Below are 26,063 nucleotides of genomic sequence, written 5' to 3'. Positions count from 1 at the left end.
AGTCGGACGAAATTTTTCAATTGCTCCGAATCATCCGCTAGCCGATTGATCTGAGATTGTGCAAGCTGAGCTTGTCCTGACACGCGGGAATATAATTCCCCGTCCATTTGGTTAAGGAAGCCACTCATCTGTGTACGCAAATAATTCGTATCATCAGATATTTCTTGTAAATCCTTCTGTAATTTCCCCATCGGGCCCTCTTGAAACATCGATTTCTGAGCCACCTAGTTACTCCCTTCTTGCTCAGATGAATCACTCTCGGTGTAGTCAAAGAGCTCCGAAATCTATATTCGAAGCTCTTGTCTTAGGTGGGATGGATTACATCTTCCACAACCTACTATATTAAGGTGCACATTCTTGTACAAAGTAACCTTTGAGAACAGCTTCTTCCGCATCATACAAATTTTCTATATGCGTAGCGCCAGTTGTTGGAACACATTTCTGTGGATACGCTCGATGTTCACCAGAACCCATCACGACTCCAACAAGTGGTTTCCTTTGAATGACTGCACTGCCGCCGAACGAAAAGGTATTCAGACGTTCACCGCCTGGTAATGGGTAACCTTGAATAAAGGCCATAAATCCAACATTTTGAATGGATTGCTCATTCAAACCCCTCGGGATCGTAAACTGAATATTTAAACCTAACCGTTTCGCCACTTCTAAATGACCGTTAATAGCTCCTCCAAGATCCTGTTCAACAAGGGTTGTTATTGTGTTTTGTCTCATTTCACGAAACATTTGTAGATCATTTAAAGGTGCTGTAAATGCTGTCCCGTTATTCGCTTGTATCTCCGAAAAAGAACCTTGTAGAAAACGATTGTAATCTTTATCATAAATCGTCACTTGATCATCTAGTGTGAAATATAAAATACTTCCATTCTTCAAAGTATAGTTATACGCACGAATTGGCCAGAATACAGGCTTAAGTTCCATTTGCCCACTACTATTCAACTGATCCTCCAACGTGATAAGCACGTATCCGTTATATTGAAATAACACCAACGCTGGAATATGTACTTTCAAGTTTTGTATAGCGACAGGATTACTCTCAATCCCAAATTTTAGTGCTAGATTATCATAAAACACATTCAAAATATCCATATCGAATTCGAGTTGCTTCTCCCGCTGATAACGAATCCCCGAAGTAACTTGCTGCGCTTCGAATCGAGCTAGATAAGCACCCGTATCATCGACTGCGGCTTGAAAGGCATTGGCATATTCCTTTTGCGTCTGTTCATGTCGTTCATTAATTTGATGTCTCGCATCTTGGCTCATCCCTAACCCTAAGGCAATAATTAAAAACAACAATATAATACTAAGGGGCTTCACTTCTAACCATGCCCCCATATCGTTCTATGATTGGTATATTCGTGCCGTGGAATAGGAGAGAACGCATTCTTCCAGCCAATGTTGTTCCTTTAGACTCTATACGAACATTGAATAAATCTCCTGCATGCATATTGTATCTTCTAACAGGATCATCATCCGGACTGTTTGTACTTGGAAATAACACTTGAAGAATCTCCGATGTGAAATATCCATCATAACGAACCGTAAAAGTATGTTGGAACGTTGTATAATCCTCCGGATTCGTATATGTTGGCTGAATAAGCTTTTGATATCGCTCCAATGTAACCTCGAACACACCGCCGGATGCATCTAATGATCGAAGTAGTTGATTATAATCTCTCACATCGACGTAACCTTTTCCTCTTGTTGTATCCACAAATGTGACAACAGCGTTCCTTGCTATATTCCTGGTTGTTTCTTCATGCTTTTCAGCAGTGCGCAGCGTTGGATAGACGACAAAAGCAATGGTTAACAAAAGAATGACGAAGGTTGCTTTCAGTGCATCAACCATTGTAGCCTCCCCCTTGCCTAATGTGATGCATCGATCGTTTTGACAGTACCTAATAATGGATCTCTAATAATCGAAACCTTATAATTTAGTGTAGTCACACCTTTAAGATTAAATGTTGATATGTCTGTCTCTTGATTAATGGGCGGCCATTCATCAATATACAAATCGAAATCACCTGCTAATGCATAGGGCACTAGTCCAATGACTTGAGCCCCTGATTGTACGGTTAGGTCTGCTGGCCCAACATAGGGCGCAGCAATAACCTCATTTGAAATCGATTCAGGTGGCTTCACGAGTTCCGTTAATTCGGTTGTTAAGTAGGGAATCCCTGCCACCATGAACAAAATCCATGCAACAAGTGTAAATAGAAACTTTAGAAGATTACTCATGTTATTAACCCCAGTATATAATTACGTTTATTGTGTGTTTTGTGTGAATTCAATAAGGCGGACCTCACCATTTTTATCACGATAAATATTTGCTGAGAATACACCAGTTGGGTTGATATAATTTGCAGTATCTTTTGGATTTGTCATCTGTGTGGTAGTTATTCCTTTAGGTAATGTGGTAGAATCATTTTGAACAGCAAAATCATTAGAACCTATATTATAGAAGGATTTATCATAACTATTTTTTGTATAGTAACCACTAGCATTTAATCCAGTTCTTACAAATACCGAAAACTCCGGACGATCCTGATAACGTGTTGCTGCATCGATAACATCTTTACCTGTCACATTTTTGTTATCATAAATGGAATACTCTGCTTGGCTTAACATTTGCGATTGCGAAGTCGTCTGTTGTTGCGCTCTGGAGAAATACCCATTGGCTACTAAATACACACTAATCCCCGCTGCAATAATCAAAAGCGTTACGATAATCCCGATTGCCCATTTGAGACCTGTCGAAATATTTTCCATAATTTAAACCCCTCCATAATATAGATGATTATTGCTGTTTAAAATAAATTCCCGTGATTCGATCATTGTCGTCCCTCAAGAGTGTTGAACGAAATCTCCCTTGTGGGGGAACATAATTCGTGTCGTTAATATCCATCATTTGTCTTGTGGTGATATTACATGAAGTCGTACCAGTTACAATCGATCCATTCGTGTAGTCAAACCTCGGACATGATGTCGTTGTACCACTCGGCTTCACTATAAATTCACTCTTGGTAGTCTTCACATAGATATAAAAGACATCCTTCATCGCATAACGACGTACCGCCGTTAATACTTGTGAGCCACTCACTAGCTGATAGTCATAGGCTGAAAACTCATCATCAGCAATAGCTTGTGCCTGCTCAACCGCTTGTCGATTGGCCATCTGCAGCATAGGCTGCGTTTGATTCCAAATCATGATGCCTGCGGCTATGATGACTAACGTAAATAACAGACCTATAACCCATTTCAAATAGGTTTGTAAATTTTCCATCGTCGCAACTCCTTTACATCGTGTTCGTGATCACGCTTAATTCTCCAAGCTGTGTAAAAGCTAAGTATCCGAATGGAACCAACAAATACATCACGAAGGTTGCTTGTAAAGGAATAAAACCGATTAACTTCCCAAGATTACTCTTCCGACTCACCATAATCTCGTAGTGAAGTTTCCTTTGGTCCATTGCAAAGGCGCGTTCTTGCTCCATGTCATCAAAAGCATCTTTAATCGGAATGAGTTCGGCCGCAACCTGCAGACGGTCCACGATTCTTTCTAATGGAACAAAGTTACACTCGTCTTTAAGTCTTTCAAGCGCTTGCCATGCTCCTGCTTCATAATCTAGCAAACAACGTAATAGCTGAGATTCAAAAATATAACTATACCTGTGTAACCAGTCGATTATTTCATAGACGCTAATCCGTTCAATTTTGGATAACATCATCACAATCGAGTTAAATCCATCTACTTCATTTTGCATTTCCCATCGACGCATTTGACGTCGAATCGTTAGTATCATGTTCGGTATACGATAGGCAATCAATGCAAGAGCAAAAGCAAGGAGTAATTCGTACCAATGATAGTGCTCCTGATTGTATTGATTGAATTTGGCTCTTACCTCTTCCGCTAGTTTCTCACGATCAGCCGGCCGTGGCATGAAATTTTGTTGCTCTAGTTGTTCATTGATATAGGCAATTACCTGATCCTCAGGAAGCTCTTTCTTCCTCAATTCTTGTAATATATTAGCTTCGAAATAGTATTTTTGCTCCGCTACATACACTTGTGAGCTAGCCTGATTGCTACCCGTCACAATCTTAATGTTAGGGTACATAATATTATGTTTGACCGTAGAGTGAATATAGAATTGAACAATAATCACACTTATACAGACCAGAATCGCAAACAATAGCTTTTGTAAATAAAATTGACTTAAGGTTAACTTAGAACTTGCTTCCTTGATCTGTCTAATCGTGCGAAAATGAGAGGATTCTCGTTCCACCGGCACAAATCGTTTAACGATTTTATTTATGAATTCTATTCGCATCAGTCGTCGAAGAAATTCTCCCTCTTCCTTCACCGTTTGTGAATCCCCATCAATTCCTTTGATTACCCGTAGTCCAAAGAAACAACCAATGTAGATCAGATAAAGGCCAATCAGCGTGTACATCCCAAAGGCCGAATTGTAAAAGTTACTGACGATAGGAAATTGTGATTCCGCCCAACTTTTAATGGGTTCCAGCATAAATACTGGGGAAAGAGCAACAAATACGATGCCTGCTAGCAGATTATCCAGACGATCCCGCCGCGTAATATCCATGTGAATCTCTTCACGGATGTTACCGAGTGCTTGTAGATAGAGAGATTTCTCACCTTCGTGTACGTTCGCATCACCATACTCGGCAATGTTATGGCTGATCCCTGCTAATAACTTCAAGTAACGGTTGGGTGCAACATCATAATAGAGTCTCAATTCCTCATTCGTATCGACGGCATTCAAAACTCCATTGATCTTCCTAGCATGATTGGATACTACGGTTTTGGAACGTTCGGCAGCTTGTTCGATGCTCTTACCAACCATATAGGTTTGGTGATATTCATGACGAATATCAAGACATAACTCAGATAGTCCGCGCAATAGTTTTTTTTCTTCACGTGCGATGAACATATCACTCAGAAAACTTCCGATATAAATGGCCACCAAAAATATGGATAGACGCATGGACCATGAGCTTGTCCAGATGAAAGATACTATCGTTAGAACAAGTATCGAGCTACTAATAATTAAGGTAACACCGGCAGATTGACTACGAACGATACGTTCATCCCCAGCATGCAAAATCAAGAATCGTTTCCGTATCCTTGCTAAGATTGTCTTGATTACAGGAATTTTACGCATATACGGATACATCTTAGCCGTAAATATGAACCATTTCTGATTCTTCTGCTTCTTCGGCAACATTGCGATATATTTGCGTTGCTCTTGATATTTAGAATCTCGCAGACGATAATTCACGAATGCAAGAATCCCCAATAATATCGCTAATAATCCTACCAGTGATATCACGATGATTGTGATTAAGTGGGTAGCATTCAAATCGCATACCCCCAGTTTTCTTCCAGAAACGAAATAAACTCATCTGTATCGGCATCATCCATCTTATTGAGCATCGCCATAATATTCCGATCTGTCGGACAATTCTTCGCAACGTATTGATCATTTTCCCAGACGACAATATCTTGATACGTATACGTCTTACGATCCGTTTGACGATAGAAATACTCTCTTAACGTATCCGCAATGGCATCTAACTTCTGATTCAAATCATTCTGTTCTCTATATTCCATCGGATAGTCGTCATCATCTTCAAGCGGTATACATTCTGTGATACGTTCGACATACCGTTTACCTGAAGCTGTCATATCTAAATGAATATTGAAACCTAGAACATCCACAACCTGCTTCTCAGCTGCTTTCTCATTGGCAAAAGCACCGTCTGCGATTAAGCTATTTCTGAGCGCGTTCACAAGGTTCGGAAATGTCTTACCATGGTGCGAGAAGAACGTATATTCGGATGCCACCTGTGCAATTTGAACCATTAAACTTGCTACAGGATGATCGGCTACTTCCCCTAAAATGCTGACGCTACCATCCGTTTTCTTCTGTGTATCCAACCCTTTTTGACCACTAATCGTAGGAGTCTCTCGAAATGTCAAAATGTTACGATCGGGATATATTTTTCTAGCCCTCAACTCGAAAGACATCTCTTGCACCCGAATGTTGTGTCTGCGATTAATAAATCCGATTAACGCCATCATCAATGTTGTTTTACCAGAACCTTGTCGACCCGTAACCGCTGTGATCCGTTCCCCTTTGATTAAAAATTTACTCAGCATAATCGGTAAAAAGGCATTTTCACCTTTAATAAGATCTTCAATTTCTACGATGCGTACATCAAATTTCCGAACGAAAAACGCCCAGCTTTCCGACATTTTGGGTCTGACAACAACAACCCGGCTTCCATCGGCCATATCATTAACCATAAAACCTTTAGCTTCATTCAATTGACCTGGATTACCGAATGTATAAATATTCTGACATACACGCTTTAACTCCAGTTCTGAACCAAAGCTTAGAAATTCAAGATGAATAGATTTCCCGTGATAAAAGATCCAGACCGCATCATAGGTTTTAGGAATCGTAATTTTTTGTTCCATATAATGCGCAACATCCAGAGATTGAGCAATATCTGTCGGCACTCCACTAGTTCCACCGTTTACACCATCAATATTCTGATCGCGAATTTCATCAATCACGCCCAGACCTTTGAACGATTGGTATATCCGTTGAACGATAACATCCATCTTATCGCTGAATGAAAGTTCAAATTGCTCTGTCTGGTAGATCTGTCTAATCTCTTCCGAAGTAATCTTGTAGCCCTTAGACCCTGTAGCGTAGGGTTTTAATTCATCTAGATGATATTTTTGAATGAGTTGGTTAAGTGCGTCTCGATCATATTCTTTGATGTACTGTTGTAGAATGATATCGAAGCAATCTTGATCAGTTAAACGCTCCGCTCGATCAAATGGAATCACTTGATTCACATTGTATTCATTGAATCCATAGTGATCTAAAACGGTACGAATAAAGATTTTGACATACTTTTTTGTTGAGAGATTACCATGCATACAGCTTCGAAGTGATTTGCGCAATTCATTTCTTCTAGCCTTACGTCGATTATATTCTTCTGTGCTAGGGTTCCCCTCATATAGCGAGGACTCCATGAAATTCTGGAGCGCATCACTGACATATCGCTGAATACTTTCTAGATCGAATCTGGCTTCCTCAATTTGTTGAATAGCTCCTTTATTTCTTCGCATCCAAAAGAATAAAAATGAGATCATTCCCAGTAGTACAATTACAATCAGCAGGATCTCAATCATCGAAATCATCCCCTTGTAAAGGTACCATCCCCAAACCATGTAATATTTGTTGTCCTACGTTTCTGACGGATTCTGTAAAATACACTTCTTCATCATGCTGTAAGAACTTCTTCTCACGCGTTCTCGAACGTAAAAGAAAGTCAATAATATGCTGCTCATTGTGTGCATCCATATAACGATAATTGTTTGGAACCGCCCCAATATTCTTACGTGGCACACGATAGCGAGAAGCAATTCGTTGAATCGACATTTTCGAATTTCGTTCATATGAGCCTAAACAATAAATTATTGGTTTCTGGTCTAATACGGATGGCCAATCTTGACGATTAAAAAATGAATCCAACACCGAAGAATTTTGGTTCAAATTAACCACGACTAAGTCTGCTTGTTCCAACACATATTGTGAAATTTCATTCTTTGTTCCTGATGATACATCTATAAATGTAAGATCATAATATCGACGAGCCGATTCAAAAATAAAAGGTAACGTCCGCTTGAATGTCTTCACATCATGATTCATCAAGCCTGGGATAAGATCTAGACGATCCTGTACAATGGATTCAGCATTATCTTTAATACTCTCTGGTGTTAACATGCCACATTGTGCTAAATTTTCAATACCGTCCATTCCCGCCGCTACTTCACGATAAATATCCACCTGTCGCAATTTCGAATAGGCCATTTCCAGAGTTGAACGCTCTGCATGTGTATGTGTGATTAACATTCGCATCTGATAATCCAGAGCTAACATTGTAACGATAGCGATCATATTGCTGGTGGTACGTACTTGACCATGCACTGGTCCCCAAAAAGCAACTAACATCCTTTTACTTCCCTCTCTTCATCGCGAAAGACCATAACTTCCTCAGGTCTTTGCTTGGGATTTCAACAATCTCCGTCAGATACAACTCCACTGCTTCTTTGAAATCCTTGTCGAGCTTCGTCAATCGGATGCAACCATCGAAAACCCAATCAATTCTTCTTGTTGCATTGTCATAATAACCAAAATTGTCGACACGGATAGGTACATTGAGTCTGATATACTTCTCATTGATGCTACATTCAGAGCCAATCATCAATAGTGCCAATGGTGTTGTGATCTTCGCAAATTCAGTTGCAGATTCAATCGAACAACGCTCAAAGCTTGTAGCAAAAACGGTCTTTGTATCCTCACTCATAAGATAATCTGGAAGGTCGTTATGTAAATCATAGATAATAAAGTCTTCAGTTCGTTCAATCGATAGATCAAAATGAATTGGAATCTCCATCTGTTGAAAATAACCATAATGCCGCGGATTATCAGTCACAATCACAACGGACTGATCGGCATAATACGAATTGATTAAATTTGCTACAGTAAGTATGAAGTCATGCTTTTCACAATCTCCTGCTACGATTAGTCTCATACTTACCTCCCCAAAAGACTGGAATTCTGATCCTCGGAGTTAACCGTATCATCAGTGGAAGAACTGTTTGTTGTTCCAGTGTCGTAATCACTAGTTGTACTAGAATCTATCTCAGAAGATGGCTCATTAGTAGATTGTGAAGGTACTTCTGGCTGATTAACTTGTGGATTGTTGTTATTAACCGTACCTTCTACTCCTACAGCTGTACCGCTAGTATTTGGTTGATTTGCAGGAACAGCTCCATTATTTCCTTTGCGTTTCGATACAGCGCTGCCAGATGGTGCATCAGCACCTACACGAATACGATCCTGATCTTCGATCAACTTCAATCTCTCTTCCAAGCCCTCACGAATTTTTAGGCTTAACTTCCACTTTGCCTGATCTAAAATTTGCGGATTCATTTTTAACATTGCAATAACATCTTTATTTGGTGTGTAGGTTACAACCGGCTTAGGTTGCATTTCAGGTTCTATATATTCTTTCATATATAATTCAGCATTGTTTATGTACGCATCGACAAGAGCAGACTGTAATAATAGCGCCTCTTCTTCAACACTATTAAAAAATGCAAGTTGTTTCTCCTGATCGACTACATCCAACTTTGTTTTCGCTACGACGATGTAATCTTCTCCATTTGGATAAACAATTCGTATATCTACCGTATCTTTTTCCTTAAGTTCTAGTGGTAGCTTAATATATTCCACTTCTTCTCTACGAAGACTTGGATCTAATGGCCCATTTGCATAGACCATTTCGTTCGTAATTGCTGTATTAACATCCGCGTTAATCTTGATGACTTTGCCTACGATATTCTCTCTTGTAGCAATCAGATCTACAGGAGTGAAATAGTCAGGTAAATACATAGCAACAATATCTTCTTCGTTAATGATCTCTCCGGCTTTTTTACCGATCTGCAGAACATAACCTTGTCGACTCTTCAACTCATATACAGCCAATTGCTGCGATTTTTCAGCGAGCTTGTTCTCATATAAAGTTCTTTCCTTTATAAGCTTCGCATTAAAAAAACGATAACTCATGAACCCTACTGAACTTGTCACGATAACAGCAGTAATCCCTACGAGCAATAAATAAAAAATAATTTTCTTATTTCTTCTTGATCGCAAAATCCAGTCCCCTTTCTAGTATCAATGACATTTGTATTCTCATAATTAGATCAAAAGTCTCATATCCTCTTTCCATATTCACCGACGATTCAATAATTATATCATCCAACTATTGTAAAATACTGTCGAATTTTGGAGTGTGTGATGGTTTTTTTGGATATATTCTCTTCAATTCTTTATTTTGACATTATTTACGACATTGGGTAGAAATAAAATAAGCTGTCGAGAATTTTCTCGACAGCCTGTAATGCAATTACACAAATGCACAGTATCTTTGTGAAAAATTTAAAATCCTTGCGCTGCTCTCTTGACAGCTTCGTCAGCACTTTTGTAGTGTTCTGATGAAGTTTTTAGAAACTTAGCGTACTCATCTAACATTTGTGAAAATTTCTCAAATGTCGGTTGAAGTTCATCAAAACGTTGTTTATATTGCACTTGTGCATCACTTTGCCAAGCTTCCGTTAATCCGTTAATCGTATTCTTAGCTTGAACAATTAGAGTGTCAAAACTATCCTTATGCTTAGTCATTTCAGAAGACTTTGTATTAAGACTTTCATACGAGACCGATAAATTCATTGCCATTAATTCCATCCCCTTTTATTCAGATAGTATTTAAACTCTTCTTAGAAGAGATTAAACCAACAATTATTTCTTCGTTGCTGTCGTTACCACTTTTGCACGCTCTGCGTCCTCGCGTTCTGCTGCTGCTGACGTGCAAGTTCAGCTGCCCTACGTGCAGCTTCAATCTCCTCATTCAGAAGCTGTACACCATAAGTGTGAATACTGCTCTTTAGCGAACGAAGTGTTTGCGTGTAATTATTCATATTAGTAACCCATTTCCCAGTGTTCTGTTGAAATTCTGGTTGTCCAAAATTACTCCAATAACTTGAACTGTTCTGCGTTTTCAGCTTCATTTCACTGGAACCTTCTTGCGCTAGTGTAATTAAAGGAGTTAACTTCGCTTCAATTTCAAATACTCTACTTGAATGCATAGAATCACTCCCAACCTCAAAGGATTTGGTTTATCTCATGGACAACCCATTGAAGAGTAACTGGTTTGAACGAATAAGAAGATAGTGAATCTTCTAGTTCCTGTTCTACTTTTATTTGATAGAGCTTACGCTCGGAAGTAATATAACTAACTTCCCGCTCTGCTGAGATCTGCTCGTTCTCCAGATGACAACACTGTACACTACAAAAGCTAGAAATATTCTTCTCTATCTCTGCAGTAGAGAGATCTTGAATATTTCCTTGCTGTCCAAAATCATAATGTTGTAGAATTCCACTTCGTTCAATCATGGTTGCATTCAATTCATAAATAGCATGCATCGGATGAAGAATACATTGATCCTCTTCAAGCTGCAACTCCAGTATCAATTCACCATATAGATAGTACTGATAGGATATTGCTTCCTCCGATCCGTTCGTTTGTTGTAATATTACTCGATTACAAAAGGCAATAGTCGAGATCATATCATGCACATCTTGACTCATTTGAACGGTTCCATCAAAATTCACGTGGAGAATGTCCTTATTTTCTAACTTCTGTTGAATAAGTTCAAAATGTTGACGCAACTCTGATTCATTTGACTGATTGAAAGAATATTGGATTCCTCTAAGAGTTGTACCACCAACAAAAGCAACAAGATAAGCAAGCTCATCTAAAGAAAGTTTCATGTTATGTTTTTCATCTACTTCCAATAAAATCACTCCTTGTAACTTATTAGTATAATATCTAATTATATAATATTCGTCAAGATCTTCCATTTTATGATGGTAGTTTCAGCTTATACTTCTGATTATTACGTAGTAGCCATCCAACCTGTTCACCTATCTCCTTACTCTGCTCACTATAAGGAATAGTACTATATTCTTGGCTGAATACATTATGCTGCTGTAAAGTGCCTCCAGTTAAAATAGAACATTTACGGTCTATGAAAACACTCATAAAGGCATAAGCCTGCTTGAGTCGACTTATGTCTGAAGCATTCACACAAACAAAGAAATAAATGCCAAGACCCCTTCCAAATCTTGCGATCCGTTCTAATGCAAGTTCGATCTCATCATTGAACATACCACTGACTTGTTGAACATCCGTAATACAAATGAATAATCGAGGAAATGTGTTAGAGATATAAGCGAATTCATCAAACACTTCATCCTCAGATAGTAATGCGGCAGCTTTTCTGCTTGAATCTTTCCGAAGCTGCAATTCATTAATTATATTTTCCATGTATGTTTGTAATTGGTCATTAGTCGATACATAAGTGTGGACAGCATCTGATCGTTTCATAGTTGGTAACAATGGTTGCTCTCCACCATCAATCATGTGAATTTGAAGCTGGTCTTGAGCTATCGAACTATTCCATATCGTAACCAACGACTCTACCATCGGTTTTACTTGTTCCGTATCCGTATACGAATATATACAGCTAAAGAAATCAACTAATTTAAAATATACAGGTGCTGTAGTCTCTATACTCAGACCGACCGGGAAGATCTCTACTTGTTCTTTCTCCTTGATTCTTTCTTCTTCAACTCGATCAAAGAGTTCATCTGTGCTTAAAATGGTTGGGATGGTTGGTACTTTCCGTGCTCTCTTACCACGCCATTGTTCTCCAATTTGTTGGACTAATGCACGTAATCTAATCGTGACATCTTCATCTGTATCTCCTTCACATGGTAGAGCAGTTTGAAATTCTAGTGGAACATCAAACTTAACTAACCCTCTACCTGCTACATGCTCTGGCTCAAGGCCCTCTACACGTCCTACTAATGCATAATAATCCGATTTATCTGCCAATTGTAATGGGATAAGCTGACGAACGTTTTGTGTTAGTTTATATGAGAATGTATTAGACGCCGTACCTGTCATAATCAAGTGGATACCATAGTTACCACCTTCTCGAACGAAGGTAATAAATTGGGAAACCGCATCATTATAGTTTTCGGAAAATGCCGTATAGTTGTCCAATATCACAACGATCGATGGAATCGAAGCTTTCGTCATATTACGATAAGATAAAATATTCGCGATACCTAAAGAAGAAAACAGCTTTTTCCGTTCCTCTAACTCTTGCAATAACATTTTGATTAATTTGTTTAACTTATCCTCATCTTCAACAAATAAAATATCCCCAAAATGAGGTAAATCTTTAAAAATGGATAAGGTGCGAGAACCAAAATCTAAAATATAGAAATTCACTTCATCCGCTGAATAGTTGGTTGCCAAGGAGGTGATCATCGTTTTTAAAAGTGTCGTCTTTCCGCTACCTGGTGCTCCATAAATAAGAAAATGACCATCCTTCGTCAAGTCCAATTGCATAGAAAATTGGTTCTGTCTAGCAGGATCATCTACCATCCCTAATGTCAGTAGTAACCCTTCTGACCGTTGTAATGTCTTCTCCCCTACGGGGTTTGGTAGGTTGAAGCAGTCCTCAAGCAGCAATCGTTCAGGCAATGGCTCAGACCATAAAGGCTGTACCGCTTGAATGTGGTTCTTCTCTGCGGTGCGAGAAATCTGCTCTACAACAGCTTGTAATTGTGTAACTTGTTCCTTCTGTTGCTTACTTTCCTTCTGTTTCCAACGTGTTTCATGACGTGCACCATTCAGGCCGATTTGGTACACTTGCATATCGGTTTCTTCTTGTTCCATCTGATATGGAGCACCACTCCATGCGGATTGAAACAAAGAGAACACTTCGTTATTCCCAACCTGTAAGTAACCGCGTCCGCGTTCCTTAATTTCTGCTGCTTCTGGCCGCTTGAGCATCTCTTGACTATCAGAGATATCTTGAACCTTTAAGCACAATTTGAATCTTGAGTTACTCCAAATTTGATCATTGACTACACCAGAAGGCTTTTGTGTTGCCAGAACAAGGTGTATACCAAGACTTCGGCCAACACGGGCTGCACTAATTAATTCATTCATAAAATCCGGCTGATCCGATTTAAGTTCCGCGAACTCATCGACGATAATAATCAGATGTGGCAATGGTATTGTAGCGTCGCCCTCGCGATACCGTAGAATGTAATTATCAATGCTGTTCACACCTAATTGACTGAACAATACTTGTCGACGTTTTAGTTCACTGCTGATAGAGACTAATGCTCTATTGATTTGATTACCGCCTAAGTTTGTAATTGTCCCAATTAGATGTGGCATACCAATGAAGGCATTTGCCATTCCTCCACCCTTATAATCGACGATAACCATAGCGACTTCATGTGGATGATAGTTTACGCTCAATGAAAGAATTAAGGATTGTAACAACTCACTTTTCCCTGAACCTGTCGTACCTGCTACTAATCCGTGTGGTCCAAAGAACTTTTCATGCATATCAAACATGAATAGTTTCCCGCCCGCTGATCTCCCGAGTGGAACAGACATCGAACGATTAGCTTGATTTTTATTCCAGCGTTGTATAATATTCAGATCATTTACATCTTCCGCTTCAAAAATCTCTAAGAAGGTTACCATATTCGGCACCTTGTTTTTACCACCTGTTTCTTTAAGCCGAATTGGAGCTAATCGACGTGCAAACTGATCTGATTTCTGAACATTAACATAGTCCAGCTCAAGCTTCTTTTCAAAATCATCACTTTTCTTGGTCAGATCCCTTCGAATAAAACCGTCTAGTTCGCCGGCCTCAATAATCGTCTGACAGTTCAGGGGCAAATCTAGATCTATCCTTTCGGATAAGAACACACTCGTGATTCCTAAAGACGGATCGTTCGTAAGAAGGTAGTTGAAGAACTCTGTATTTTCCAATAACTCAGGTTCAATAACAAAAAAGATATAATGTGGGAGCCTTGTCTGGCTAGTTGCCTCAGAATAACCATTCTTACGAGATTCACGAGATTTCATTAATGGGTGAAGATCTTCTATGATTTTTAATAAACTCATTTGATCCGAAGCCATATAACGAACCGAACGATCTTCATTCCATACATGCGGGAGCCATCGTACCCATTCCCAATGTTCCTGCTCTTCTTGTGCAAAAATAAACACTGTTTTTACATCATCATATCCATGATGAGTTGTAAGATGAATAATCATGGCATTGATTAGTTCTCTTACCCTGGCACGATTTCCAACAACCCCTAGCAATCCAACCTCACGCATAGGAAGCGAGAATGGAATTCCTGTGACGTTGCTAACTGCATCGCATCTTTTCTTCAGATCTGACAATAATGCATTTTCTCCTTCAGCAGCAGTACTGATAGGCGGAAATTCGGCTTGGATTTTGAGCAATTGCCCCCCGACACCCAAGCGTACATGAAGAAAATCCTGTTCAATGGATGTTCTCTCCCAAAGATTTTTCCCCAAATTGACAACGCACTCAATACATTGATCAACAGTTGGATGAACTACCTGCGTGATTTCACGTTGCTTTACGTTCGCTTTTTCCAGCGTTTGAACGACAGCTGTACTGTACTCACGATATTTAGATTTTTTTTCATTCTCTTTTTTCTTATGCTTACGAATCGTAGATCGATAGTTCGCAAGTGATACAATCAAGGAAACGACGGTCATACCAATCGCAGAAAAAAGAATGGTTCTTGATTTCATGATCATTGCTGAGCCGAGTGTAACGCCTAGCATAGCAATCGGTGGAAATAATATACTAAACCAGGATATCGAAGGTTTTTCCATTTTCCCAGGAGCTGCTTCGATACTAATTACCCCTGAATCTATTGGCGGTATGATACGAGGTGTTCGCTGAATGAGTAGCCCCGGTTTTTCTTTCGTAATCATGATACAACCTCCATCTACTGTAATTTCTCCTATGGAACCTTAATGAATAGTCCAATTACGATCGAAACTATAGATATAAATGCTGCTGAACCTATGAAAATCCAGAGTCCTTTTTGACGAATAAGAAATCTTTTTTGGGCTGTAAGCAACTGACCTACCCATTTCACTGCATTCTTGTCTGGACGAAATGGATCATTACAATGCGGAATTAGTAGTGCATTTACATCCGGATAATGCTTGCTAATTTCCTGAATAACATCTTGTTGTGAATTATGTAAAAGCAATTTACTAATTTTTCGATCTAATACAGCCTTTTGCACAAATTTATGTAATCGATCAATCCGCCATCTTGCACCGTCAGCTAATAGTAACGGGATATGTGTTCTGGACCATTCAATAATTCGATCTTGTTCAGGAATATGATCATAATGTTCATACCAAAAAATGATATGTGAATAATGACTTTCCATTAAGTCATGATAAGTCCATGTCGTGTGTGGACGCATGTAATCCACACCATCAAATCCAAATACCATCGCCTCTGGATCCTCTTTTGCACCCTCAAATATTAATAGTTCAATGTTTGCGATATCCTTAGGCGATTCACTACAAACCAAGGGTGCATAACCTAAATTCACTAAAGATGAGGCTAGCACAAACACCGTTTGACTCGCGTCAACCTCCACATCGGCTGGACATAAACCCACAAAAATCGGACCATGCAATACATTCGTATTCGTAGCGATATGAACAGCACTACGATCTTGATTAACCGGAACCGGTGCTTTCTGCGTGCTTTCCATAATTCGTTTTATAACTTCCGAATCCGCAGGAATCGAACTCTGTTCCTCTGCTTGCTTCTTATTTCGACGTTCTTTGAATGACTTAAAAAAAGACTCCTTCGTAGAGGACTCTGCTGTTTTTCTTACTTTAGTCTTTTTAGATGTTTGCTCAACTGGTGGCTCAATCTCTTCTTGCTCCAGATGTTCGCTAATTTGAATATATCCGCCATCCATAATGGATGCTTCGCTAATAGATTGCGACATCATAAGTGGAATCCATTCCATGTCTGGACCCGTTACCATCACATCATAAATTATTGGGTTTCCCTCATCCTCTGTCCTTATTGTCTCCAAATCTAGCAAGTTCAATAATTGGGGGAGAAATTCGCTAATGGGAATATCATCCTGTAGACTGACATCGATCTTTTTATTCGGATTCTTAGAATCAAATAAAGTTAGCTCGACTTGCATTTGTATACACCCCTTAGATAAAATATTAAAAAATAGGAATTTATTATCTTATTTCTACAATTAATAGGCAAAAATCACCAATTACTCTTACAATAACAGAATTTTTTTATTCGGTAAATAATTAACATGGTTAATTTTGTGAGAAATTATCAAAATAAAGAACCTGACCTCAAGTCAGGTTCTTAGGCATATCTGCAAGATAGAATAGGGGTGCTTTGATCTCTCAATGGGATAGCTCTATTCGCTCTCCATCATACTCAACAAATACTTTAGGCTGATTCATTGCTGTTTCAAAAAGGAAAAGTTGCCATGACCCATCGATAACATTCTTATTAAACGGTATTTCCCGATTATATCTGGTTACTAAATAATCCAATTCACCCTCAAAATATGGCTTTTCTAAAGGAAAGTATTCTGAAGTATCATCCATAATAGATACATTTATAGAGTGTTGCTGCGTATCTCCCAATAGATCTTCAACGAAAATATCAATTGCAAAATATCCGGTTTCACTCTTATAAGAAAAAGAGTCAAGAGTTTCAAATAACTCAATCTCTTGATTATCTCCCCTTACAGTATGAATGGCATCTTTATATTGATTGATAACAGAAATTCTCACTGGTTGAACAACAGCCACAAAATGTATACCCTTTGACGTATAGCCATTTAAAATTGGTGATTCGGTTAAATATTGTTTGAGTTCATCTTGTTTAATCAATTCATCTTGAGTGCCATCCTCCAAAGATAACACCCTTAATCCATTTGCCCGGTCTGAAGCCATTACATAGTCATATTCTGATGCTTGTCCATTTTCAATCTTTTGAATATAGCCCTCATATTCCTGTTTCCATGAACGTAACAATTCATCTCGGTTATCTAATTCATTCGCTTGATCGTTTTCTTGTTCTGTTTTTACTGAGAGAACACTATTTTCCGTGGCATTTTTGTTTTCAGCGGAAGATCCTGCGATTTCATTTTGCTTCGTACAACCTGTAAAAATTATGGTCACTATCAATATAAGTATTAAGTGCATTATCACTCTCTTTAACATAAAGGTATCCTCACTTTTACAGAAATTAGTCAGAACTCTAAGTCCGTTGTATGCGGTATTCGATATATCCTTGATCTAAAGTTGCACCAATGCTATCTAAGCAAGATATCGTATATCCCCTTCGAAGTGATCATCACATATTCCGAGTCACGAACTTTATGGAATGTCCCCGAATCTATTTCTGCCGTCTTCCAAATGATATCCCCAGTTGATTTATCTAACACATTCACACCTTCTTCAAAAGCGGATATGAGTGCATAGCGATCATTTATTGTTGCGATGTCTTCAATAAGTACGAAAGGCGTCTTATAGATTTTCTTCAGGGGTTTTGATGAACCTGTCCATGAATAGTTAACAGTTTCCGTACCTTTATCTTTTGTATATAAATCCAATTGGAATGAATTAAGTTGATCTGACCATACTCTTCCTGAGGCATCTTGATGAACAAATTCTTCCCAAGACTTCGTTGCTGCATCAAACAGACTTACCCCTGTATTATCATCACCATCCCCCCAAATGACCATCAACTTCCCATTCAACCATCGTAGCTCATCAATTTGAGCACCTTGCATATATTTCGTAGTTTGCAACTTACCAAACCGCTGTGTTGTTTTATCATATGTTTGGATAGACCCGTCTCGTTTCCCGAAGTAAACCATTTTATTATTTCCAATAATGCTTGTTACCTGCTTAATTTCATAGCGTTTCTTAACTTTATTGGTAGCCAAATTGATGGTAATTACACCACTGTCAGATCCTACCCAAGCTGTACTCTCATCACTATATACCGTTATGCTAGGTCCTAATCGAAGGTCCTTGTCCGAATATGATATAAGCTTCTTATTCTGAGTATCGTAACGTACAAGAGGTTTCGATAAATTATTATAGTCACTCCCTTCTAGTTGCTGAAAATAAAACCAAATGTTGTTGTTATAGGCTCTTATCTCATTGAAACCCTTTGTTGTTGCTTCATGTTGAAGCTTGTTCGTACTCAAATGATATGAATATATTCCTTCCTCACCTACATACCAAAGCTGGTCTCCTGCAAGAAGACTATCCCACGTATAATCAGAAATATCCGTGCGTTTTTTTATTGTAAGGAAATCATTCTGCTGTGTCTTATTAGCGGGAAATGATTGTATGGAGCTCGAGTCTAGCGGTGGTTTCTCTACTGAAGCCGCTTGAAGTTTTTCCTGTGGGCCACTACATGAAGCTAGCGCAATAGATATCATACAAATTGCTATTATCTTTGAATTTGTCATTGTGAACACTCCCTCTATCGGCATAGAATCTGTTCGTTATTTCTTGAAATTAATATGAAGATGATTATGATGTCCTTTTGCAAATATTACTCTATCTTTAAATTCTTTTATCAATACAGGATCATTAAAATATATTGATTCCACATTTGGATCCTTTAAAATTATTTCGATAAGTTTACGAGTCGCATCACGATCATAACTTGAGCTTTCCCAGGTTATTCCCCCCTCGTTCTTATTATCTTTCCTGATAGGACGAATATCGATATCTGTACCGGTTTCATGCGATTTATGAGCCGGGTGATCTCCACCATTTTTTTGGCTTAAATCATTGTAGTAAATTAATTTATCACTTTTTTCTGACCAATTCTTAGCAATCGACATAAAACTCTCAATTGTACTCGGAGTTCCCCATGCAGTGATATTGCCACCCTGTCTTTTGAACCCCGGGCCGTCCTTTGGCAATTCAGTAAATCCCTTTGTTGATTGGGAAACACCACTTTGGTTATTATCTTTGGGTTTAGGATTTGCTGGGGTCTGTACTTGCTGATTATTAGAACTAGTTTCACCTTTTTTATTCTCAAATGTTAATTTATTTATTTTATCAAACGTTGTATTACGTCGAAGAACATATTTCCCCATCACAGAATTATCTAATGCAAATTTGTGTATTTTCTCAAGAGTGAGCCCTTTCCCTCCTCCGGCATCTTGTACAATCTCTTTAGCTCTTTTTGGACTCTGATTTTGTAGATCAGCAAAGTAGATAAGTGTTTTTTCATCCGTAATCCCTAATTTTTTACCTGCATTCAAATAGCCCTGCATATCGAGCTTAGCTTGTTCATCTTGAGCTTTCTTTCCAATATTCGTTGAAATAAGCTTGGATATAGCCTGCTTTTCCTCTACCGTCAGTACCCTTTCATACCAGCGATTCCCGCTTTTAGCTAGGATTGGATCGCATAATTCCTTATAAACCTTAGAGTTTTCCCCTAATAATTTCTTAGCGGTTTCCATGTCTTCCTTCATTATTTTTAGTAGAAGGTCATATGCTCTACTCTCATGCCATTGTAATTTCCCGATGCTCACTCCCCCAAGATAACCTGTCTTTGGATTCTTCCCATCGTCTCTAACTACCGTGTCATAATCACCTTCATTCCCAAATACAACCTGCTGCGCAATGGTCAATAAATCTAACGATTGCCCAGTTCCAATATTTGTATCCTGAGGCTTCAAAGCATTCCCTGCAAATCCCGTACCGGTCCACAAATACTTAAAGTCTACGTCATCTACCATTTCTGAGGATAAGGAGTATTTGTCTTTTAGCTGTGTTCGTAGTTTCTCCGCATACGCATGTGCTCCATCCATTTCCTTCTGCATGCCTTTTGCCTTATATTCGTTCCAAGCAACTTGTGCTCGGCCAATTTCGCTTAGTAGTTTATGTAATTCTTCTAGTTGTTTCTGTGCCCAGGCTCCCTGTGATCCACCCTTCATGACCAAACCCAATAAATATTGATATTGGTTATCGTCTGGCATAGGAACCTGTACGAATTTACCGTCTTTAGTCAGTTGAAAAGAGGGGTCATAGGAACAGGCCTGTAACGCAGTGCCTGAAAATAATTGACTTAAATTGAACTTTTCCCCGTAAAAGTCCTCACTCACACCATATCCTTTTAATTTTTCTCGTTGTTTTGCTGCTTCCTTATGAGCTTGCTCCATTAAATATTTGTTACCAAACGCTTTATATGTGGCATAAGCCACTTGTGCACGAGCAATCGTATCCCTTGCCATAAATATTGCATCCAATTTTTCTTTGGCTTCTAGTTGCTCTTCTTCCGTACCATTCTGTAATTGTAAATACAACTTCTGTACAGCAGGATCCTCAAATAACGGGTCTTCCACGTAGCTACTCGGCTCACGTTTAATCATAGATAGAGGTTGCTCTTGTAGTGGGCTCCCCCATAAATCTAGCTTCACGCTTCCTTCTATAAGCACTCTAGCATCCGCCATATTTTGTTGCTCTACTTCTTGGATTTTGGTGATGGCGAATAGGACGAAATCTTTCAATTGCTCGGAGTCATCCGCCAGGCGATTGATCTGTGATTGAGCAAGCTGAGCTTCTCCTGACACGCGGGCATACAATTCCCCGTCCATTTGGTTAAAGAAGCCTTGCGTCTTTGTACGCAAATAATTCGTATCGTCTACAATTCCTTGAAGATCCTTCCATAATTTCTGCATCCGATCGTCTTGAAACACCAATTTCTGAGCCACTTGTTTACTCCTTTCAAGTTCAGATGAATCACACTCGCCTGTGCCAAAAGAGCTCCGAATCTATATTCGAAGCTCTTTGTCATAGGTGAGATGAGGAATCATCGGATTCATTCTGCGAAAAATACCACAATATAACAATATGTTCTCACAATATCACTTTTCCACATTTCCTGTTGCCGAAATTTGTAATATTTAAAATTTTGTTCCTAATGTTAAAGAAAATAGCTCCTTTATAGCGTCTACGCCATAAAGGAGCTATTTTCTTTATTTTTATTTCCACTCCGATCATTTTCTGCGCTACTAAATCTTATACCCAACCTTTTTTCTTTAGAAAACACCGCTGATACTCTCATTCATATTGCCTTCTCTACTCCAACGCGCTTCTGTTGTATTGTACAATCTTGTTGTTATGATTGTTAACTAACTAATTTTACAAGGTTGTTCTTCTCAAGGTCTCTATCTTATCAATTTCATATTGATAACTACATTTTCCATTAAAACACTCCTCCATATTTCTAAAAAAAACATCTGCCCCTTCTAATAAAGTTTCAATAAATTCATTTTTCGGAAGTAAAACTTTAATATGATCATTAGCTTCTATCTCATAAAGTACTAAATCTCCAGATACTGATTTTAGGCGCAGCTTAACAGGTTGGTCTGGAAAGTAAGTTTCCCCTTCCCCAGTATTTAACAAACTCTCAATAACATTTAAAATATATGCCCATAATTGGTCAACCAAATCCCATATAGTAACATCAAGTAAAGTCTGCTCGCAATACGTTAATGTAATTGCTCCACTTAGATAGTCAAAATCCAACAAATTTTCAAGATCAGAAACCTCACGAGTATTATTAATCTGAACAAAATATTCTCCAACGTTAGACTTCAAAAGTGATAAGTCATTAATCTTTCTGTCTGGCCTGCTAATTAAGGTATTTACATAAAACAATTTGCTCACCTACTTATTCAGGATAAAATTGACCAACACGTCCTTTGTTAAAACCAACCACATATTCTACCCCATTATAAGTTCCCCTTATTTGATAACTAAAGGTTGTACCATTTTTCAATAGGATATCCCGATTTTGCTTCATAATAGATTCTATAGCATTTGCTACCTCATCAATTGACATATCTTTCTCTAAGAAAGTCTGTTTTGCTTTTATTGAGCCATCCGAATATTCTGGATGGTGCCTTTCAAGAATGTGCTTCATCCCCCGTTTGTCTATTAGGAAGTTTTGATTTAGTCATACGCCGAAAAAGCTAAAAGGTAACGAAAGAAAGAAAAAAGATCACTAATAATTGAAAGATTAACATTCGCAAATAGAAGGAGAACTACGATAACGTCGGAGGTGAGGGTTTACTTTTACCGCTCCGCAACCTCCTACTGGCTCGAACGTGACCTTCCCAACTTCGGTTCAAATCAACTAAACCACGTAGGTAACAAGGTGGATGCAGATAGTGTATCTGATAAGCCAAGCATTTTTAGTTTTTCATGAGCGCTATCGCATTCATGCGAAAAAGTTTTTTAGATTGCAAGCACACAAACTATGACCGTCACACATAGTGTTGTTACACTTGCAAGGGGATCGAGTACTCCTTATTATTGTAAACACCGGTTCATTCGACAATAATGGGTAGCACCCCGAAAACTTTCAAGGGTGATCTTCCAGTTACAGAAAATATTACCCTTGATTTTGAATATGCAAATAAGCTTATTCCTGAGTTTTTCAAGTATTTATAAAATTAACAAGTTTACATCCATAGTAATAATATAAACTTTTAACGCCCATCAAAATTATAACCGCCTTTTTTTGGAAGCAAGTCTTCAAAATCACACGATGCTACTGCTTTAAACCCAGCATCCCATAACTTTGTCAACAGATTAGATATTACTAATACATAGTTACTATCATTCACATCTTCAGTTGGCTCAATCTCAAGATAGTACTTGTAATGTAGAAAATCATCATTTCCTTGATTTCTTTTATCTTCATCAAAATCACCGTTATTGAAAATAAATATCTCTGCTTGCTCGGCCAATATGCTTGAACCACTAACAGCACCCTTAACAAACTCTGAGATTCTGTCCTTAAGCACTCCTTTATCGACATCGCTATCTAAAAATATTTTAGTAAACAAATCATATTGAGATTCCATTAAAATCACCTCATATCATTTAATTGGGGTAAACGGAGGATTGTCAAAATTGTTCTTTTGTTAATCCTTGCGGTATTGAAAGACCTTTACCCAGCCCCTCAATCTTCCCCTCCACCTTAGCAACACTCGGCCCATCATGTATAGTAGGCGGTTTCGAAGGGCCAAATTCCATCTTCCCCGGATTGGGTACTATCATCTTGAAGCCCTCTGGAGTCTTCACCATTTGTAAGGGGAATTTACTCGCAAAAGATTCTTGTAATCGAGAAACTGAAGCTGGATAATCGATCTTCCTTACCTTTTGAGCTCCGTTGTACATTTATTTACTAATTGTAAAAATCCAGCTATTCACATACCATAATATGACAATCTATCCTCATAATATATCACTATTGCACATCATTCGTTGTCAAATTTTATAATATTTAGAATTTTGTTCCTAATGCGAGAAACTAGCTCCTTTATAGACGTATACGCCATAAAGGAGCTAGTTTCATATTAAAAGGCACAAAATTTCCATCTAAGTCTATTATCCAAAATAAGTTCTTAAATCTGTCCTTATTTTTTGGGGCTTAGATACTTTTTTCCGCCAGTCACCTATAATAGATCATTGCCTATTTAATTATCAATTCCTTTATTCTTTTGTGAACCTCCTTGGCATCACTTTTGTTCTTAGAATTAAGTAGAAGATTATCCAAGAAATCTTCAATGAAACTTTTTATAATAGTATCAAATATGCCAATGGGTATATATTCAATTCCGATTGGATTAATAAAAGTGATCTCTTCCGAAGAGTATGTTGTCTCATTATTCCATGCAATCTCTATTTCACCGCTAACCCTCCTGAAAAATACATCCGGCAAAAAAGAGCCTGCTCTATTTGAAAACCATGAATGACTAAACTCCCATTCTTGCTTTGTATCGAACCATGCATCAAATTCATCGTCATTATCTGACTCAAACAACAAACATTTATCTAAAAGTTCAATAGAGTTTTGTCCTTCAACAGGAAGAGGAAATGCTTCATCACTCAAAATATGCTTAAGATTTTCACTAAACCAATCAACAATATAAATCAAGTTCCATTGAAAAGTTGTTACTATGTTCTCTCTCTTATATTGGCATACATCTATTCCGTGAACAAATAATTCAAATTTCCCCCATGTTTCACCAGTCAAACTATTTTCTTTAAACGGGTTATCTACAAATTCATATTGGATAGCAAATATATTTTTATCTCCAAATGTCTCCAGAAGAACGCACCTCACTTATTTTTTAATAGCTTATTGTACTCCACTTTCGTAATCTTACCGTCCATAAGGAATTGTCTTAACACATCGACAGGAACTTCCTTAGCAGGGTTCATAACTTCATATGGATGCCAACCCGTTTTGCCTTCTGGTTGAAATTTAACTATCTTCCCCTCGTAAATATTGAATAGTTGCTTATTTTTTGAAGATGAGTATGCCGTATCCAATAACTTTTGCCCTATTTCAGCATCTGGAATTGGGTTTGGACTCCCCCACCCACTAATAGGGTCATGTTTAGGGCTAGGCTCATATGTTCTTTTCGGAACATCTACCAGCCCCCCAAGCTTCTCTTCCACCTTAGCAACACTGGGTCCATCATGTATTGTAGGAGGTTTCAATGGGCTAAATTCCATCTTCCCCGGATTGGGTACCATCATCATGACGCCTTCAGGGGTCTGAACCATCCGATAGGGTAACATTCTCGCAAAAGATTCTTGTAATCGAGAAACTGAAGCTGGATAATCGATCTTCCTTACCTTTTGAGCTGCCGAAGTCACTACTTCGGTTACTTTTGAAGTCACTTTTGTGGTTACTTTTCCTACTTTGCCTACCTTCGTTATTTGAGTGCCAGGTACAAGCATCGATGCTACCCCGCCAATCATCTCCGCTTTTTGCTCCGGTGAGGCGTTCTCAAAGTCAGTATACATTTTTTTCGCCGCTTCAACGAGTACATCGGGGTGGGCTGCTAGATAACTTACGGTGTCAACGACTTCTTTCGTTGTCTTCTCAGGATCAACCACGAACTGATATGTAAATTTCACTGTTCCAATAACCCCGTTTACCGTCTCGGTGATGAGCCCCATTGTAAATCCTCGTAGCACTTCATCTGCCATTTCCACTTTTTTACGCCATTCGGTCCTGCCGTAAGTGTCATCCAACCAAGAATAATAATAGGTCAACGGGGCCGCCATCTTATCGTTTTGAATATGCTCTTGGAAATACTTGAACGTCGTCTCATTCTCTTTGTTATCTGGCGTAATGATGGTTCCGTCAGGTAACTTCGTAGGCGGACTATTCTCTTCAATCTGTTTCTGGATTTCTGCTAGAATATCTGCATTTCGAAGTTCCTCTGCAAATGAATCGTAATTCTCCTTCGCCCATTCCCTGTATTCCCTATCTCCCATGCTGAGTCGGATCATCGTGAGAAGTCGATTGTCTGTGGGTAAGATCGAATAATCATGCTTTAATGGGTTGTACAGACAGGCAGATAATGGCGTTCCGGTGTATTCAGATGTTAGTT

The 26,063-nt window shown here is 38.5% G+C and carries 24 protein-coding genes and 1 pseudogene; all 25 read right to left on the bottom strand.

Features of this window, described 5'->3' with window-relative positions; genetic code table 11:
* Window positions 1-224: hypothetical protein (locus EJP82_RS25910; protein WP_148125759.1), on the bottom strand; the 224-nt coding region annotated here is incomplete at its 3' end.
* 118 nt (window positions 225-342) lie between these two features.
* Window positions 343-1,332, bottom strand: a complete 990-nt coding sequence (locus EJP82_RS25905) for a hypothetical protein (protein WP_127194971.1) — start codon at window positions 1,330-1,332, stop codon at window positions 343-345.
* On the bottom strand, window positions 1,319-1,864 hold the full coding sequence (locus tag EJP82_RS25900) for a hypothetical protein (protein WP_127194970.1): 546 nt from the start codon (window positions 1,862-1,864) through the stop codon (window positions 1,319-1,321). The genes EJP82_RS25905 and EJP82_RS25900 overlap by 14 nt, the downstream gene beginning before the upstream one ends.
* 17 nt (window positions 1,865-1,881) lie before the next feature.
* Window positions 1,882-2,253 carry a hypothetical protein gene (locus EJP82_RS25895; RefSeq protein ID WP_127194969.1) on the bottom strand — a complete coding sequence of 124 codons (372 nt, stop codon included), beginning with the start codon at window positions 2,251-2,253 and terminating at the stop codon, window positions 1,882-1,884.
* Window positions 2,254-2,280: 27 nt separating this feature from the next.
* Window positions 2,281-2,784, bottom strand: a complete 504-nt coding sequence (locus EJP82_RS25890; protein WP_127194968.1) for a hypothetical protein — start codon at window positions 2,782-2,784, stop codon at window positions 2,281-2,283.
* 28 nt (window positions 2,785-2,812) lie between these two features.
* A complete protein-coding gene (locus EJP82_RS25885) occupies window positions 2,813-3,298 on the bottom strand; it encodes a hypothetical protein (protein ID WP_127194967.1) in 486 nt (161 codons plus the stop codon).
* A 13-nt stretch (window positions 3,299-3,311) separates the two neighbouring features.
* Complete coding sequence (locus tag EJP82_RS25880; protein WP_127194966.1) at window positions 3,312-5,393, bottom strand: hypothetical protein; 2,082 nt, start codon at window positions 5,391-5,393, stop codon at window positions 3,312-3,314.
* On the bottom strand, window positions 5,390-7,240 hold the full coding sequence (locus EJP82_RS25875; RefSeq protein ID WP_127194965.1) for an ATPase, T2SS/T4P/T4SS family: 1,851 nt from the start codon (window positions 7,238-7,240) through the stop codon (window positions 5,390-5,392). The genes EJP82_RS25880 and EJP82_RS25875 overlap by 4 nt, the downstream gene beginning before the upstream one ends.
* Window positions 7,233-8,063 (bottom strand): CpaE/TadZ family protein, encoded by an 831-nt coding sequence (locus EJP82_RS25870; RefSeq protein ID WP_127194964.1) that lies wholly within the window; start codon window positions 8,061-8,063, stop codon window positions 7,233-7,235. Before EJP82_RS25870 ends, EJP82_RS25875 begins: the two co-directional genes overlap by 8 nt.
* 4 nt (window positions 8,064-8,067) lie before the next feature.
* On the bottom strand, window positions 8,068-8,646 hold the full coding sequence (locus EJP82_RS25865; RefSeq protein ID WP_127194963.1) for a hypothetical protein: 579 nt from the start codon (window positions 8,644-8,646) through the stop codon (window positions 8,068-8,070).
* Between the two features lie 2 nt (window positions 8,647-8,648).
* Window positions 8,649-9,770 (bottom strand): hypothetical protein, encoded by a 1,122-nt coding sequence (locus EJP82_RS25860; RefSeq protein ID WP_127194962.1) that lies wholly within the window; start codon window positions 9,768-9,770, stop codon window positions 8,649-8,651.
* Between the two features lie 285 nt (window positions 9,771-10,055).
* The gene (locus EJP82_RS25855) at window positions 10,056-10,352 is read right to left on the bottom strand and encodes a WXG100 family type VII secretion target (RefSeq protein WP_170220305.1); all 297 of its coding nucleotides are present in this window, start codon (window positions 10,350-10,352) and stop codon (window positions 10,056-10,058) included.
* A gap of 83 nt (window positions 10,353-10,435) precedes the next feature.
* Entirely contained in the window at window positions 10,436-10,762 is a 327-nt protein-coding gene (locus EJP82_RS25850) for a hypothetical protein (protein ID WP_127194960.1), read from the bottom strand.
* A gap of 16 nt (window positions 10,763-10,778) precedes the next feature.
* Window positions 10,779-11,471: a hypothetical protein gene (locus EJP82_RS25845; RefSeq protein ID WP_127194959.1), complete on the bottom strand. Its 693-nt coding sequence runs from the start codon at window positions 11,469-11,471 to the stop codon at window positions 10,779-10,781.
* Window positions 11,472-11,538: 67 nt separating this feature from the next.
* Window positions 11,539-15,528, bottom strand: coding sequence for a type VII secretion protein EssC (gene essC, locus EJP82_RS25840; protein WP_127194958.1), 3,990 nt, complete (start codon window positions 15,526-15,528; stop codon window positions 11,539-11,541).
* Window positions 15,529-15,557: 29 nt separating this feature from the next.
* A complete protein-coding gene (locus EJP82_RS25835) occupies window positions 15,558-16,781 on the bottom strand; it encodes a hypothetical protein (RefSeq protein WP_127194957.1) in 1,224 nt (407 codons plus the stop codon).
* Between the two features lie 223 nt (window positions 16,782-17,004).
* Window positions 17,005-17,832 (bottom strand): hypothetical protein, encoded by an 828-nt coding sequence (locus EJP82_RS25830; RefSeq protein WP_127194956.1) that lies wholly within the window; start codon window positions 17,830-17,832, stop codon window positions 17,005-17,007.
* Between the two features lie 92 nt (window positions 17,833-17,924).
* Entirely contained in the window at window positions 17,925-19,094 is a 1,170-nt protein-coding gene (locus EJP82_RS25825) for a ligand-binding sensor domain-containing protein (RefSeq protein WP_127194955.1), read from the bottom strand.
* Window positions 19,095-19,130: 36 nt separating this feature from the next.
* Window positions 19,131-21,356 carry a penicillin-insensitive murein endopeptidase gene (locus EJP82_RS25820; RefSeq protein WP_127194954.1) on the bottom strand — a complete coding sequence of 742 codons (2,226 nt, stop codon included), beginning with the start codon at window positions 21,354-21,356 and terminating at the stop codon, window positions 19,131-19,133.
* A 430-nt stretch (window positions 21,357-21,786) separates the two neighbouring features.
* Window positions 21,787-22,305 carry a hypothetical protein gene (locus EJP82_RS25815; protein WP_127194953.1) on the bottom strand — a complete coding sequence of 173 codons (519 nt, stop codon included), beginning with the start codon at window positions 22,303-22,305 and terminating at the stop codon, window positions 21,787-21,789.
* A gap of 13 nt (window positions 22,306-22,318) precedes the next feature.
* Window positions 22,319-22,570, bottom strand: coding sequence for an EndoU domain-containing protein (locus EJP82_RS25810; protein ID WP_127194952.1), 252 nt, complete (start codon window positions 22,568-22,570; stop codon window positions 22,319-22,321).
* A gap of 568 nt (window positions 22,571-23,138) precedes the next feature.
* Window positions 23,139-23,516, bottom strand: a complete 378-nt coding sequence (locus EJP82_RS25805; protein WP_127194951.1) for a 1,4-dihydroxy-6-naphthoate synthase — start codon at window positions 23,514-23,516, stop codon at window positions 23,139-23,141.
* A 43-nt stretch (window positions 23,517-23,559) separates the two neighbouring features.
* Window positions 23,560-23,712, bottom strand: a complete 153-nt coding sequence (locus EJP82_RS28075) for a hypothetical protein (protein ID WP_170220304.1) — start codon at window positions 23,710-23,712, stop codon at window positions 23,560-23,562.
* Between the two features lie 415 nt (window positions 23,713-24,127).
* A complete protein-coding gene (locus EJP82_RS25800; protein WP_246054439.1) occupies window positions 24,128-24,691 on the bottom strand; it encodes a hypothetical protein in 564 nt (187 codons plus the stop codon).
* 86 nt (window positions 24,692-24,777) lie between these two features.
* Window positions 24,778-26,063 (bottom strand): annotated as a pseudogene (locus EJP82_RS28575) (hypothetical protein); the annotation flags it as partial.

It is taken from the genome of Paenibacillus anaericanus, from assembly GCF_003994475.1.
Taxonomy (GTDB): domain Bacteria; phylum Bacillota; class Bacilli; order Paenibacillales; family Paenibacillaceae; genus Fontibacillus; species Fontibacillus anaericanus.
This window is presented reverse-complemented; position numbering and strand designations above follow the sequence as displayed.